Here is a 15220-nt window from a genome sequence, read left to right on the forward strand (position 1 = left end):
AAAAAAGATGACAAAATTGCTCGCCCGACATTGGCTGCTGGCATTAGGCGCGACGACCGTGCTGGCTGCGTCCCCGGCGTTTGCCGCGAAAGATGTGGTCGTGGCGGTGGGGTCCAACTTCACCACGCTCGATCCGTATGATGCGAATGACACGTTATCGCAGCAGGTCGCGAAGTCGTTTTATCAGGGACTGTTTGGTCTTGATAAAGAGATGAAACTGAAGAACGTGCTGGCGGAGAGTTACACCGTTTCTGACGACGGTCTGGTGTATACCCTCAAACTGCGTCAGGGGGTGAAATTCCAGGATGGCACCGATTTTAACGCGCAGGCGGTGAAAATTAACCTCGACCGCGCCAGCGATCCCGCCAACAGTCTCAAGCGCTATAACCTGTATAAAAACATCGCCAAAACAGAGGCCGTCGATCCCGCCACGGTAAAAATCACCCTGAAGCAGCCGTTCTCCGCGTTTATTAATATTCTGGCGCACCCGGCGACCGCGATGATCTCACCGGCCGCGCTGACGAAATACGGCAAAGAGATTGGCTTCCACCCGGTTGGTACGGGTCCGTACACGCTGGAGACCTGGAATCAAACCGATTTTGTGAAGGTGAAGAAATTTGCCGGTTACTGGCAGCCGGGGTTACCGAAGCTCGACAGCATCACCTGGCGTCCGGTCACCGATAACAATACCCGTGCGGCGATGCTGCAAACCGGGGAAGCCCAGTTTGCCTTCCCGATCCCCTACGAGCAGGCGGCGTTGTTAGAGAAAAACAAAAATCTGCAACTGGTTGCCAGTCCGTCGATCATGCAGCGTTACATCAGCATGAACGTGACGCAAAAGCCGTTTGATAATCCGAAGGTCCGCGAGGCGTTAAACTACGCCATCAACCGTCAGGCGCTGGTGAAAGTGGCGTTTGCGGGATACGCGACCCCGGCTACCGGCGTGGTGCCGCCGTCGATTGCGTATGCGCAAAGCTACACGGCCTGGCCTTACGATCCGGCAAAAGCCCGTGAACTGCTGAAAGAAGCGGGTTACCCGAACGGGTTTAGCACCACGCTGTGGTCATCGCACAATCACAGTACCGCCCAGAAAGTGTTGCAGTTTACCCAGCAGCAGCTGGCGCAGGTGGGGGTTAAAGTGCAGGTGACGGCGATGGATGCCGGTCAGCGCGCGTCGGAAGTTGAAGGCAAAGGACAGAAAGAGAGCGGTGTGAGGATGTTCTACACCGGCTGGTCGGCCTCGACGGGTGAAGCGGACTGGGCGCTGTCGCCGCTGTTTGCCTCGCAAAACTGGCCGCCAACGCTGTTTAACACCGCGTTCTACAGCAATCCGCAGGTTGATACCGACCTTGCCGACGCGCTGAAAACAACCGATCCGCAAGAGAAAGCGCGATTGTACAAAGAGGCGCAGGATGTTGTCTGGAAAGAGTCGCCGTGGATCCCGCTGGTGGTGGAAAAACTGGTCTCGGCGCACAGTAACAAACTGACCGGTTTCTGGATCATGCCAGATACGGGGTTCAGCTTTGATGATGCAGATTTGAAATAAGCCACAGCGGAAACCTGATGCTTAACTATATTCTCAAGCGCCTGCTGGGGTTGATTCCGACCCTGTTCATTGTTGCGGTGCTGGTGTTTTTATTTGTCCACCTGTTACCCGGCGATCCGGCGCGGCTGATTGCCGGGCCGGAAGCCGATTCGCAGGTGATTGAACTGGTTCGTCAGCAGCTCGGTCTCGACCGGCCGCTGCACGTCCAGTTCTGGCATTACATGACGAATGTGTTGCAGGGCGATTTTGGACTCTCGATGGTTTCCCGCCGCCCGGTTTCAGAAGAGATCGCCAGCCGGTTTATGCCTACGCTGTGGCTGACGTTGACCAGTATGATCTGGGCCGTTCTGTTCGGCATGGCGGCGGGGATTGTCGCGGCGGTATGGCGTAATCGCTGGCCGGATCGCCTCAGCATGACGCTGGCGGTGACCGGGATCTCCTTTCCGGCGTTCGCGCTGGGGATGCTGTTGATGCAGGTGTTCTCCGTAGAGCTGGGCTGGTTGCCGACAGTCGGGGCCGATAGCTGGCAGCACTATATTCTGCCCTCTGTCACCCTCGGCGCGGCGGTGGCCTCGGTGATGGCGCGCTTTACCCGCGCCTCGTTTGTCGATGTGCTCAATGAAGACTATATGCGCACCGCCCGGGCGAAAGGGGTCAGTGAAACGTGGGTGGTGCTCAAGCACGGACTGCGCAATGCGATGATCCCTGTCGTCACCATGATGGGGCTACAGTTCGGCTTTTTACTCGGCGGTTCTATTGTGGTCGAAAAGGTCTTCAACTGGCCTGGCCTCGGACGTCTGCTGGTGGACTCCGTGGAGATGCGTGATTACCCGGTGATTCAGGCGGAAGTCCTCCTGTTCTCACTGGAATTTATTCTTATCAACTTAGTGGTGGATGTGCTGTATGCCGCCATTAACCCGGCTATCAGGTACAAGTAAGGATGCGATTACTTAACTGGCGCCGTCAGGCGATTTTAAATGCCATGCCAACGGTGAAACCCGAGCGGGTGCGTACGCCGTGGCACGAATTCTGGCGACGTTTCCGTCGTCAGCATGTGGCGCTGATTGCAGGTTTGTTTGTGCTGCTACTGATTCTGGTGGCAGTCTTCGCTCGCTGGCTGACGCCGTTCGATGCAGAAAACTATTTCGATTACGACAGGCTGAATGACGGACCGTCGATGATGCACTGGTTCGGCGTGGATTCGCTGGGCAGAGACATCTTCAGCCGCGTGCTGGTTGGCGCGCAAATCTCGCTGGCGGCAGGTGTGTTTGCGGTGTTGATTGGCGCGGCCGTTGGCACCGTACTGGGGCTACTGGCAGGTTATTATGAAGGCTGGTGGGACCGGATTATCATGCGCATCTGTGACGTGCTGTTTGCGTTTCCGGGGATCCTGCTGGCGATTGCCGTGGTGGCGGTGCTGGGTAGCGGCATTGCTAACGTGATTATCGCGGTGGCGATCTTCTCCATTCCGGCGTTCGCGCGTCTGGTACGCGGCAATACGCTGGTACTGAAGCAGCAGACGTTTATCGAGTCGGCGCGCAGCATTGGTGCCAGCGATGCGACGATTATTTTCAGCCATATCCTGCCAGGGACCGTCTCATCGATTGTGGTCTTTTTTACCATGCGCATTGGCACCTCGATAATCTCAGCGGCAAGCCTGTCATTCCTGGGGTTGGGCGCACAGCCCCCGACACCGGAGTGGGGCGCGATGCTGAATGAAGCGCGAGCAGATATGGTGATTGCGCCGCACGTGGCGCTGTTCCCGGCAGTGGCCATCTTTCTGACGGTACTGGCATTTAATCTGCTCGGCGATGGCCTGCGCGACGCGCTGGATCCGAAGATTAAAGGGTGAATCGTAGGCCTGATAAGACGCGTTAGCGTCGCCATCAGGCATTGCCGGATGGCGGCACAAATGCCTTATCCGGCCTACGTTAGCGTTAAACGCGGGTGCCCCACAGATCGTACTCGTCGGCGTTTTCCACCTTCACGCGGATCACATCGCCTGGTTTCACGTTGGTTTCACCATTGAGATAAACCGCGCCGTCAATTTCCGGGGCATCGGCCATACTGCGGCCAATCGCGCCTTCTTCGTCGACTTCATCGACGATCACCAGAATTTCGCGACCCACTTTCTCCTGCAGACGCTCAGCGGAGATCTGCTGTTGCAGTTGCATAAAGCGGTTCCAGCGCGCTTCTTTAACCTCTTCCGGCACCTGATCCGGCAGTTCATTGGCGCCTGCGCCGTCTACCGGGCTGTATTTGAAGCAGCCTACGCGGTCAAGACGCGCTTCTTTCAGGAAGTCGAGCAGCATCTGGAAATCGTCTTCCGTTTCACCCGGGAAACCGACAATAAACGTCGAGCGCAGGGTCAGTTCCGGACAGATTTCGCGCCACTGCTTAATGCGCGCCAGTTGACGGTCAACCGAGCCTGGGCGCTTCATCAGCTTGAGAATGCGCGGGCTGGCGTGCTGGAGAGGAATATCCAGGTACGGCAGGATCTTACCTTCCGCCATCAGCGGGATAACGTCGTCGACATGGGGATAAGGGTAGACGTAGTGCAGACGCGTCCAGATACCCAGTTTTGACAGTTGTTCGCACAGGCTGACCATACTGGTTTTCACCGGTTCACCGTTATAGAAGCCGGTACGGTGCTTCACGTCCACGCCGTAGGCGGAGGTATCCTGTGAAATCACGAGGATCTCTTTGACACCCGCATCGACCAGACGTTTTGCTTCACTCAGCACATCGCCAATCGGACGGCTGACCAGATCGCCACGCATTGATGGAATGATGCAGAAGGTGCAGCGATGGTTACAGCCTTCAGAAATTTTCAGGTAGGCGTAATGACGTGGAGTCAGCTTCACGCCCTGTTCAGGCACCAGGCTCAGGAACGGATTGTGCTTCGGTTTCGGCACGTAGTGGTGTACGTGTTCCAGAACTTGTTCATAGCTATGCGGTCCGGTGATTTCCAGCACTTTCGGATGAACTTCACGGATCTGATCTTCTTTCGCGCCCAGACAGCCGGTGACAATCACTTTACCGTTTTCGTTCAGCGCTTCGCCAATGGCTTCCAGTGATTCCTGCACTGCGCTGTCGATAAAACCGCAGGTGTTGACGATCACCATGTCGGCGTCGTCGTAGCTCGGGACAACATCGTAGCCTTCGGTACGCAGTTCAGTCAGGATACGTTCCGAATCGACGAGGTTTTTCGGACAGCCGAGGGAAACGAAGCCGATTTTCGGCTGGTGGGTAACTTTGCTCATAGCTTAAAAATTGTTCAGTTATTGGAATGTTCAGGGCAGGGATTCTACAGAGTTCCGCACAAAAATTGTATTGCTATCTCACCCGATCGATGAAGGGAAACCTGCACCGGCTTATAGATAGTATGTAAATAATGTTAATTCTGAGTGAATTGTTGATCCCAGGCATCCTTTTGTACAAAAAATAGCCATACTATTATGTTGCACCATGGCTGGAAGAGGAGGAACGAAGTATGTTCGTTGACAGACTGAGAACCGATCTGCTGAATAAGCTCATCAACGCCAGGATCGACCTCGCTGCGTATCTGCAGCTAAGGATGGCGAAAGGATACATGTCAGTCAGCGAGAATGATCATCTACGTGAGAACTTTTTCGAACTGAACCGCGAGCTGCACGATAAATCGTTGCGCTTGAATCTGCATCTCGATCAGGAAGAGTGGGATGCTTTGCACCACGCCGAAGGTGCACTCGCCGCTGCGGCGGTGTGCCTGATGAGCGGACACCACGACTGTCCGACTTTTATTGCCGTCAATGCAGATAAACTCAATACCTGCCTGACAACCTTAACGCTGAGCATTCAGAGTCTGCAGGCTCATTCAACGCTTGAAGATGCCTGATTTTCGGGGGGAGGCGGCTCCCCCCTTCATCGTTAAGTTTTTGTAAAAATGCCTCCCCGACGTTCCTCGCTGACTACGCTTTAACCAGAGTCAACAAGGAGGCGTTATGCGTCGTTCGCTTATCCCTTTAATTCCATTTCTTATTTTCCCCTGGTATAGCCAGGCCGAAACGCCTGCGGTGAACGTCGAGGTGCTGCAAACCAAACTTGACCATCCGTGGGCGCTGGCTTTTCTGCCAGGCGACAACGGCATGCTGATTACCCTCAGGGGCGGGCAGTTGCGTCACTGGCAGGCCGGTAAAGGGCTTTCTGACCCGCTCCCTGGCGTGCCGAAGGTCTGGGCGAACGGGCAGGGCGGTCTGCTGGACGTGGCGTTGGCGCCGGACTTTAGCCAGTCGCGGCGCGTCTGGCTCAGTTTTGCGCAGGCTGACGCGCAGGGCAAGGCAGGAACCGCGGTGGGCTATGGTCGACTTAGCGACGATCTTTCGCGACTGGAAAACTTCCAGACCGTCTTCCGCCAGATGCCAAAACTGTCAACCGGCAATCATTTCGGTGGGCGACTGGTGTTTGACGGCAAAGGGTACCTGTTCATTGGACTGGGAGAAAACAACCAGCGGTCGACCGCGCAGGAGCTCGACAAATTGCAGGGTAAAGTGGTGCGCCTGACCGAACAGGGGAAAATCCCGCAGGACAATCCGTTTGCCAGTCAGCCGGGGGCGCGTGCAGAAATCTGGTCTTACGGGATCCGTAATCCCCAGGGGATGGCGATGAACCCGTGGAGCAATGTGCTGTGGCTGAACGAACATGGGCCGCGCGGCGGAGATGAAATTAATATCCCCGAAAAAGGGAAAAATTATGGCTGGCCGCTGGCGACGTGGGGCATCAACTACAGCGGGTTTGCGATCCCGGAAGCGCAGGGTGAAAAGGTAGCAGGCACCGAACAGCCCATTTTCTACTGGCAGAAATCACCTGCCGTCAGCGGGATGGCATTTTATGACCGCGAGACGTTCCCCCAGTGGCACAAGAAACTGTTTATTGGCGCACTGAAAGATCAGAATGTGATTGTGATGAGCGTAAATGGCAATAAGGTGACCGAAGACGGACGTATTCTGGGAGAGCGGGGGCAGCGGATCCGTGATGTGCGCGTCGGGCCAGACGGTTATCTGTATGTGTTAACCGACGAGTCCGACGGCGAGTTACTTAAAGTCAGTCCCCGTTCCGCCGGGGATCCGTAAGCCGTTTCACCAGTTGCATTTCCTCCTCACACCAGGGTGTGCCATCCGGTTTCAGAACATCGTGAAACCACAGTGACTGCGGATCCGGATGAGATTGATTCACGCCAGGCCAGGGGAGCCAGGTCTGGGTTTTTCCCTGCACCAGCCCCCAGTGATAGCAGCCGGTGTTAAAGGTGCTAAAAAGCGGAAGTTGCTCACTGAACACGCAGCGGGTATGGCGTGAAAGCCACTCAGTACACAGTACCGGACGGTTAAACTGAGAAAGGGCATGCAAAATGTCAGACTGCCTGGCGGCAGGCACGTAGGCGTGATAGCTGATGATATCCGAGAGATCCAGCGCAGCGACGTCTATCGGGTGCTTAAGCGTTCCCCAGCGTTCATGATCCACATGCCATGCACCAACGGTTAACGGTTGCAATGGATCCACGCTGCGCGCCCAGCGAAAAACGGCGTGCACCAGCCGCAGAGCATACTCTTCCAGCGCCACATCCGCTTCGATATACTCGTGTGGGGAGAGGAAAATCCCCCGGTTGCCGGGTTCATTGTACAAATCCCAGATAGCAATGCGCGTGTCGCGGGAAAAGTGAGTGAGGATATCGCGAACGTAAGCTTCAACCTGCGGCCACTGGTTGGGATCCATCACGATGGCTCTGCCTGGACTGGCTGCCGCCTGACTGTTATGCACGCCCGGCGTAGGCGCTTTTTGCGGACCGAACCACGGCTCATCGCCAGAAAAGCCACAGTCATCCATTAGCGTCAGCATCACCTGAATCTGGTGGCGCGCGGCGACCTCCAGAAATGCGTCAATTCGCGACAGTAAGCCCTCCCGGTCGTGCTGCCAGACGATAAACGGCAGGTTGGTCCGTAAGGCGTTATAGCCGTAGCTTTCCGCCCAGGCGAGTTCCTGCTCAATGACCGGTAAATCGAAAGTGTCGGCCTGCCACATTTCGTTCCAGTTGACGGCGGTTCGTGGCAGATAATTAAACCCGCACGCCCATCCATGATGTTGATACCAGGACTGCGCCCGGGCGGTACTCCATTGTTGTGGCATCGTTGGTCTCCATGCAGATAGTTTGCTCGCTAATGTTTATTAGTTTCGGCTTTGCGGCAATGGCCGCCGCGACGTTCTGCAAAGCGCTTCACGAATTCAGTTGCGCATTTTGAAAGGGAATGCGTGAGGTATAATGTGATGAAATATAAAGAAAAAAATGATAGGGGCGAGTGATGGTTTTTAGCAGGAAACAGGCGCACGGCAACAGGCCGCGCGCCGTAAGGACTTAGCTGACCGCGATCATGACCGTTTTACGAAACGCCGGACGCTCGCTGAGTTGCTGGTACCAGCGCTCAAGATGCTGACGCGGCGTCCACGTCAGCCCCACGTTGTACAGGTTGTAGACGAACGGCGCGACGGCGATATCACCGGTGCCAAACTCGTTGCCTGAAAACCAGGGCTGGTTGGCCAGTGCGGCATCAAGGATCGCAAACAGCTCGTCGCAGCGTTTCGCCCCCGCCTCAATGGCGGCGCGATCGCGCTGTTCCGGCGGCGTTCTCACTAAACCAAAAAGCACCACGCGGTGCGCCGGACTTAAGGTTTGATTCGCCCAGTCCATCCATTTTTCGCCTTCCGCCCGACGCGCCGGAGACTCGACCCACAGACGTTTTTGTCCATACTGTGCAGCCAGATAACGTACGATAGCGTTGGATTCCCACAGCAGCAGGTCGGTTTCATCATCACGCAGCAAAGGCACCAGACCGTTCGGGTTCATCGCCAGATAGTCGGCGTCGTGGTTCAGGCCAAACTGACCGCCCGCCAGGATATGGTTAAACGGCAATTCCAGTTCTTCGAGCGTCCACAACACTTTCTTGACGTTGGTTGAGTTATTCCTGCCCCACAGCGTAATCATAATTACCCCTCAAAAAATGGACAGCCTCAGGGCTGCGTTCACTCCACATGGTGAGATAAACCCAACATTTACGCAACAGCCAACAAAAAATTCCTCTCCGTTGCGGCATCGCGGGAGGTTATTGCATAAACTTTAAAAACTTTACCAACTTACGGTTCCCTTACGCTTCTTAGTGCGTTATTACTCACCGCACTTATCATACGGTGGTATGACGTATATTTTTTGAATGGATACTCGGGTGGCATTTATGACGCAATACGTTTCTTCCCTTCGTAATTTCGCAGCGGGTTCAGCACTTTTATTTCTCTTCGCGCCAACGGTGATGGCGGCGGAACAGACGATTGACGCGCCGGGCGTCGATGCGCGCGCGTGGATTTTAATGGATTACTCCAGCGGTAAAGTGCTGGCAGAAGGCAATGCCGATGAGAAACTGGATCCCGCCAGTCTGACGAAAATCATGACCAGTTATGTGGTGGGACAGGCGCTAAAAGCGGGGAAAATAAAACTGACCGACATGGTGACGATAGGCAAAGACGCCTGGGCGACGGGGAACCCGGCGCTGCGCGGCTCCTCGGTTATGTTCCTGAAACCTGGCGATCAGGTGGCGGTTTCCGATCTCAATAAAGGGGTCATTATTCAGTCCGGCAACGACGCCTGTATCGCGCTTGCAGACTTTGTTGCGGGCAGCCAGGAGTCATTTATCGGTTTGATGAACGGCTATGCGAAAAAGCTCGGGCTGACAAACACCACCTTCCAGACGGTACATGGTCTGGATGCGCCGGGTCAGTTCAGCACCGCGCGCGATATGGCGCTGCTGGGTAAAGCGCTGATCCACGATGTGCCGGAAGAGTATGCTATCCATAAAGAGAAAGAGTTCACCTTCAACAAGATTCGCCAGCCCAACCGTAACCGTCTGCTCTGGAGCTCCAGCCTGAACGTTGATGGCATGAAAACCGGCACCACGGCGGGAGCCGGATACAATCTGGTCGCGTCGGCCACCCAGGGCGATATGCGGCTGATTTCGGTGGTGTTAGGCACCAAAACCGACCGTATCCGTTTTAATGAATCAGAAAAGCTGCTGACCTGGGGCTTCCGCTTCTTTGAGACCGTGACGCCTATCAAACCGGATGCCACCTTTGTGACCCAGCGCGTCTGGTTTGGTGACAAGAGTGAGGTGAACCTGGGGGCGGGCGAGGCTGGTTCTGTGACCATTCCGCGTGGTCAGTTGAAAAACCTGAAAGCCAGCTTTACGCTGACCGAACCGCAACTCACCGCGCCGCTGAAAAAAGGCCAGGTGGTTGGGACCATTGACTTCCAGTTGAACGGCAAGTCGATTGAGCAGCGTCCGCTGATCGTGATGGAAGCGGTAGAAGAGGGCGGATTCTTTGGCCGGATGTGGGATTTCGTGCTGATGAAATTCCATCAGTGGTTCGGTGGCTGGTTCTCTTAAACGTTTGTAGATTGCCGGATAGCGCTGACGCCTGTCCGGCAAGCGACAATTAGTACATCAGCGTGATCCGCTGTGCTTTGGCAAAGCTGACAAATTCATCGTCAGGACAACAGTCGCTGATCACCGCGTCAAAGTGCTTTAAATCTCCCATCCGCGCCGGACGGACCTTACCGAATTTGCTGTGATCGACCACCAGCACATGGTACTGGGCCATCGACATCGCCCAGTGTTTCACCGGCAACTCTTCCAGATTAAAGCAGGTCGCCCCTTTACTGACGTGGATGCCCGCCGCCGAGTAGAAGGCGATATCCGGACAGATCGTGTTTAACGTTTCCCGGGCATCCAGCGGTTTGAAAATCGCATTACTGGCGTGGAATTCGCCGCCCGAGAGGATCGCCCGGCACAGCGGTTTTTCCTGCAACGCCAGAAACGTATTCAGGGAATAGCAGACGGCGGTAAACGGGATGTCATTGTCAATCGCTTCGATTATCCACGGCGTGGTGGTGCCGCAGTCAAAAAACAGCGTCTGATGCGGCTGCACCAGGCTTGCCGCCAGTTGCGCCGCGAGACGCTTTTCTTCCACCAGACGAGACTTTTGATCGCTGAGCAGATAGTGGCTGGCGCTGCGGGGTTCCAGCACAATATAGCCACCTAACAGCACCACCGGCGCGCTGTTGTTATTCAGGTCGCGACGAATGGTCATTTCAGAGACGCCCAGCAGGGTCGCGGCTTCCTTAAGATGGAGCTTATCGCTGCGTTTCAGCGCCTGCAGCAATTGACCAATACGCTCTTCGCGACGTGTTTCCATAATTCCCCTGGATGAATAAATAGGCGCTCTGTCCGCTACAGAGTGCCTAATATTACTCTTTTTTCCTTCGTTTAGTCACGCACCCAGCCTTTACGAATCGGCAGGGCGAAGCAGATGCGGTAACCATGTTGCAGGCCACGGTAGAGGGCCGGGCCGAATGTTTGCCAGAAAATCTGCGCGCTCAGGCAGCCAATCATCCCGGCCAGCAGTCCGCCGAGCATGTCGAGCGGCCAGTGCACGCCGAGATAGACCCGGGACCAGGCGATAGTGACGGCCAGCGCCATCAGCAAGACGCCGGACCAGAGACGATGCCAGAACAAAAACGCCAGCGCGAAGGTGAATATCACCGTGCCGTGATCGCTGGGGAACGAGTCATCCGCCGCATGCTGGAGATAATTGTAGCCAATGTGATCGGCAAACGGGCGATCGTGCGGGAACAGGTGTCCCATTACCCAGGACACCAGCAGGCTGACCGCCAGCGCCATCGCCATTTTGACGATCAGCTGCCGCTGTGCGCCAACCTGTTCGCGCGGGCCCCACAGCCAGAGGACAATGGCTAACAGCGGGACGATGTTGATCAGATCTTTGGCGATAAAAATGGCGAGAGAAATCATCCACGATGCCGAGTCCGGCGTGGCATTGATCAAGTAGAACAGTGAATAGTTAATATTTTCCAGCATAGGATCCAGACTCAGTACGTTTAATGAATATCCAGGCAGGCCGAGAATAAAAGTGTCTGTCCACGGGGTAAAGAGGGATTGTCTTATTTACCTGTAAAGTAAAGGTGTTTCAGACACCGCTTGCGATTTACCCCAGAGTAACCGCATTAACTTAGATTAACCTTAAACAAAGGGCGCGGGTTTTCATGAACAGGTAAAAATGTGCGCATTTTTCCTTTACCACGCATAATTCACTATCTCAGATGAGGCGCTTTCATTACACTTTGCGCGATTTTTTATTGTCGAAGAGATTGCATGCAAAACCGTTTACAACAAGGTGCCCGTCTTGGACGTCAGGCGCTGCTTTTCCCTCTCTGTCTGGTGCTCTACGAATTTTCCACCTACATTGGCAACGATATGATCCAACCCGGCATGCTGGCGGTGGTGGAACAATATCAGGCAGGGATCGACTGGGTACCCACCTCCATGACCGCCTATCTGGCCGGGGGCATGTTTCTGCAATGGTTGCTAGGGCCGTTGTCGGATCGCATTGGCCGCCGTCCGGTGATGTTAGCGGGCGTGGTGTGGTTTATTGTGACCTGCCTGGCGACGCTGTTGGCGCAGAGCATTGAACAATTTACGCTGCTGCGTTTTTTGCAGGGGATCAGCTTGTGCTTTATTGGCGCGGTAGGTTATGCGGCGATCCAGGAGTCCTTTGAAGAGGCGGTGTGTATCAAAATCACGGCGCTGATGGCGAACGTCGCGTTGATAGCGCCACTGCTGGGCCCCCTGGTGGGGGCAGCCTGGGTGCATGTCCTGCCGTGGGAGGGCATGTTTGTGCTGTTCGCCGCACTGGCGGCGATCGCCTTCTTTGGCCTGCAGCGTGCGATGCCAGAGACCGCCACGCGGATCGGCGAACCGCTGTCCCTGAAGGCGCTGGGCAGCGATTACAAGCTGGTGCTGAAAAATGGTCGTTTTGTCGCTGGCGCACTGGCGCTGGGATTTGTCAGCCTGCCGCTGCTGGCCTGGATTGCCCAGTCGCCGATTATTATCATCAGCGGCGAGCAACTCAGTAGCTACGAGTATGGGCTGCTACAGGTACCGATTTTTGGTGCGCTGATCGCCGGGAACCTGGTGCTGGCGCGCCTGACCGCGCGACGTACGGTGCGTTCGCTCATCATCATGGGCGGCTGGCCGATTGTGCTTGGGCTGATAGTTGCCGCTGCGGCAACGGTGGTCGCGTCTCACGCCTATCTGTGGATGACGGCAGGATTGAGCGTTTACGCCTTCGGCATTGGCGTGGCAAACGCCGGACTGGTGCGCCTCACGCTGTTCGCCAGCGACATGAGTAAAGGCACGGTTTCTGCGGCGATGGGGATGCTGCAAATGCTGATCTTTACCGTCGGGATTGAGCTGAGCAAATATGCTTATCTGGGCGGAGGGAACGGCCTGTTCAGCCTGTTTAATCTGGCAAACGGTATTCTGTGGCTGCTGCTGATGTTTATCTTCCTGAAAGATAAACAGGTCGGAAATACGCGGGAAGGGTAATAGCGCCCGCATTGCGCACCGCTGTCAGGCAATAAAGCCGGATGGCGGTGTAAACACCTTATCCGGCCTGGTGAATGACGCTATTTTAGACTTAGCAGGCGTTAATTAAACGGCGCTTCGTTGTTCAGGACACAATCAATGATGTCCAGGACACCTTCTTTGTTGTTCGAGCCTGCGCGGTATTTCGCCGCTTTCGCCACCACATCCGCCGCATTTTCCATTGCAAAACTAAATCCTGCCTGACGCAGCATTTCAAGATCGTTGCCGCCGTCACCAAACACCACTACGTCGTTATCATCAATCCCCCAACGCTGCTGGAGCAGGCGCAGACCGTTTGCTTTGTGTACGCCGGGAATAATGAGATCGATACTGCCATAGCCGGTATGTACGGGCACCATGATATCGCCAATGGCCTCATGTAGCGCTTGCTGAACTTCCGGGATCCGGTCGTCAGAGATGTTGAGGCCAAATTTGAAAAACACATCATTGATATTGTCGAAGTCATCCACGAACTCGAGGCGGTGATAGTACATACCCGCGGTGGCTTTCATCTCGTCGTTGTACGTTTTCAGGGTATACGCACTGTTCTTACCGCAGGCGATGATTTCAACATCGGCGCGGGTCAACAGATGATCGACAATGGCGGTAAAATCGGACTTCGCCAGATCGCCATTGAAGATATCCTGACCTTCGCTCACCACCCAACCGCCGTTTTCGGCGACAAAGGCGATCTCATGGGCTATCTCGGGAAAGAAAGAGATGAGCTGGTAATACTGGTTGCCGCTGGCGACCGCAAAGCGAATACCCTGCGTTTTCATCTGCTGATACTGCGCCAGAAAACGTTCGCGATTATAGGTCTTTTGATCGCTCAGAAAGGTGCCATCCATATCGACTGCAATTAACTTAATACCCATTTATCCCTTCTCCATCGCAGTTTGCGTAGTTGAATTTGGTTTGGCGACGGCTCTGGCGACAACGGCAGCCAGCAGCACCAGCGCCAGCACCACCAGCATGGCGCTACGTAAACCGTAGTGCTCGCCGAGGTAGCCCAGCAGCGGAGGGCCAACGAGAAATGCCAGATAGCCGGTGGTTGCCACAACGCTGACGCGCGTCGGCGCATCCGGCCCCGTGTCGCTGGCCGCTGAAATCGTTAACGGGAAGCCGAGCGATGCCCCCAGGCCCCACAGTACTACGGAAACGCCCGCCACCCAGGCGCTGTCGACGAAAATAATCAGACCGATGCCAAGCGCACCCATCAGGGCGCTGGCGCGCACCACCGCCACGCGACTGTAGCGGTCAATAAACCAGCCGCCGGTAAAGCGCCCGACGGTCATCCCGAGCGTGAAGCCCGCGTAAATCAGTGAACCTGAGGTGGGGCTGAACCCGTGACCGTCCACCATCAACAGCGGTAACCAGTCGTTGGCGGAGCCTTCAGCAAACGCCATCGCCAGCACCACAACGCCAATCAGCAGCAACTGAATATCGCGCCAGAAGGGAACGCCTTTTTCCTGGTGATGAGAACCGTCGCTGGCGTTTTTGCCTGTCCCGTCGGGAATGGCTTTGATCGCAATAAAAACCGGCGCAATCGCCACCAGAGAGGCCAGCACAATATGAGTGGTTGCCGCGACGCCAAATGCCGTCAGCGCCATTCCGACGCCCGCGCCCGCCAGCGTGCCGAAGCTGTAAAATCCATGCATCATCGGCAGCACGGTTTTGTTCATCTCACATTCGACGGCCGCCCCTTCAATATTAATCGCCACTTCCGCAGAGCCAAAACTGGCGCCGAACACGCCTAAACCCAGCGCAAACAACAGCGGTGAGGTCAACCATAGCGCCAGACTCAACACCAGCATCCCCACAATCGCGCAGGACATGGTGGTGCGAATCACTTTTCGCGTGCCAAATCGTTTCACCAGCCAGGCCGAACAAAGGATGCCGCTCATCGAACCAATCGAGAGGCCAAACAGCACTGCCCCCATTTCCGCCGTCGAAACCGAGAGCGTGTCGCGAATGGCAGGCGTACGCGTGGCCCAGGAGGCCATAAGCAGACCGGGTAAAAAGAAGAACATAAAAAGCGCCCAGGTTCGGCGTTGCAGGGCTTTGCGTGAAGCGATGACAGTCATAATTCCAGATCGGCAGATAAAGAGAAGAAGACAACATTAGCAAGCTTGTGTACATTTGTACACAAACCCGT

14 protein-coding genes are annotated in these 15220 nt (G+C 55.4%); 7 read left to right on the forward strand and 7 right to left on the reverse strand.

Features of this window, described 5'->3' with window-relative positions:
- Positions 1–7: 7 nt before the first annotated feature.
- Genes gsiB through gsiD form a run of 3 tightly spaced genes read left to right on the forward strand, consistent with a single transcriptional unit; the run spans position 8 to position 3398 of the window.
- Entirely contained in the window at positions 8–1546 is a 1539-nt protein-coding gene (gsiB, locus tag F384_RS03860; RefSeq protein WP_046477762.1) for a glutathione ABC transporter substrate-binding protein GsiB, read from the forward strand.
- 17 nt (positions 1547–1563) lie between these two features.
- Positions 1564–2484: a glutathione ABC transporter permease GsiC gene (gene gsiC / locus F384_RS03865; RefSeq protein WP_046477764.1), complete on the forward strand. Its 921-nt coding sequence runs from the start codon at positions 1564–1566 to the stop codon at positions 2482–2484.
- Positions 2485–2486: 2 nt separating this feature from the next.
- Entirely contained in the window at positions 2487–3398 is a 912-nt protein-coding gene (gene gsiD, locus F384_RS03870) for a glutathione ABC transporter permease GsiD (protein ID WP_046477766.1), read from the forward strand.
- Positions 3399–3483: 85 nt separating this feature from the next.
- Here gsiD and rimO read toward each other — a convergent pair whose 3' ends face one another.
- A complete protein-coding gene (rimO, locus tag F384_RS03875; protein ID WP_046477768.1) occupies positions 3484–4809 on the reverse strand; it encodes a 30S ribosomal protein S12 methylthiotransferase RimO in 1326 nt (441 codons plus the stop codon).
- Between the two features lie 230 nt (positions 4810–5039).
- On the opposite strand from rimO, the gene bssR reads away from it, so the two are divergent.
- Together bssR and F384_RS03885 are read left to right on the forward strand one after the other, a co-directional pair.
- On the forward strand, positions 5040–5423 hold the full coding sequence (gene bssR, locus F384_RS03880; RefSeq protein WP_046477770.1) for a biofilm formation regulator BssR: 384 nt from the start codon (positions 5040–5042) through the stop codon (positions 5421–5423).
- A gap of 106 nt (positions 5424–5529) precedes the next feature.
- Positions 5530–6657, forward strand: coding sequence for a PQQ-dependent sugar dehydrogenase (locus tag F384_RS03885; RefSeq protein WP_046477772.1), 1128 nt, complete (start codon positions 5530–5532; stop codon positions 6655–6657).
- On the opposite strand, the gene F384_RS03890 is transcribed toward F384_RS03885, so the two are convergent.
- Together F384_RS03890 and F384_RS03895 are read right to left on the reverse strand one after the other, a co-directional pair.
- On the reverse strand, positions 6629–7708 hold the full coding sequence (locus F384_RS03890; RefSeq protein WP_046477774.1) for a cellulase family glycosylhydrolase: 1080 nt from the start codon (positions 7706–7708) through the stop codon (positions 6629–6631). The genes F384_RS03885 and F384_RS03890 overlap by 29 nt on opposite strands.
- A gap of 226 nt (positions 7709–7934) precedes the next feature.
- Entirely contained in the window at positions 7935–8561 is a 627-nt protein-coding gene (locus F384_RS03895) for a glutathione S-transferase family protein (RefSeq protein WP_046477776.1), read from the reverse strand.
- Positions 8562–8808: 247 nt separating this feature from the next.
- Here F384_RS03895 and dacC point away from each other — a divergent pair, with 247 nt between their 5' ends.
- Complete coding sequence (gene dacC, locus F384_RS03900) at positions 8809–10011, forward strand: serine-type D-Ala-D-Ala carboxypeptidase (protein WP_046497703.1); 1203 nt, start codon at positions 8809–8811, stop codon at positions 10009–10011.
- Between the two features lie 49 nt (positions 10012–10060).
- Here dacC and deoR read toward each other — a convergent pair whose 3' ends face one another.
- Positions 10061–10819 (reverse strand): DNA-binding transcriptional repressor DeoR, encoded by a 759-nt coding sequence (gene deoR, locus F384_RS03905; protein ID WP_046477778.1) that lies wholly within the window; start codon positions 10817–10819, stop codon positions 10061–10063.
- 71 nt (positions 10820–10890) lie between these two features.
- Positions 10891–11499, reverse strand: a complete 609-nt coding sequence (ybjG, locus tag F384_RS03910; protein ID WP_046477779.1) for an undecaprenyl-diphosphate phosphatase — start codon at positions 11497–11499, stop codon at positions 10891–10893.
- A gap of 294 nt (positions 11500–11793) precedes the next feature.
- Here ybjG and F384_RS03915 point away from each other — a divergent pair, with 294 nt between their 5' ends.
- Positions 11794–13026 (forward strand): MFS transporter, encoded by a 1233-nt coding sequence (locus F384_RS03915; RefSeq protein ID WP_046477782.1) that lies wholly within the window; start codon positions 11794–11796, stop codon positions 13024–13026.
- 101 nt (positions 13027–13127) lie between these two features.
- Here F384_RS03915 and F384_RS03920 read toward each other — a convergent pair whose 3' ends face one another.
- Positions 13128–13940 (reverse strand): Cof-type HAD-IIB family hydrolase, encoded by an 813-nt coding sequence (locus F384_RS03920; protein ID WP_046477783.1) that lies wholly within the window; start codon positions 13938–13940, stop codon positions 13128–13130.
- On the reverse strand, positions 13941–15149 hold the full coding sequence (locus F384_RS03925; RefSeq protein WP_046477785.1) for an MFS transporter: 1209 nt from the start codon (positions 15147–15149) through the stop codon (positions 13941–13943).
- Between the last annotated feature and the right edge of the window lie 71 nt (positions 15150–15220).

Source organism: Citrobacter amalonaticus Y19 (assembly GCF_000981805.1).
Classification (GTDB): domain Bacteria; phylum Pseudomonadota; class Gammaproteobacteria; order Enterobacterales; family Enterobacteriaceae; genus Citrobacter_A; species Citrobacter_A amalonaticus_C.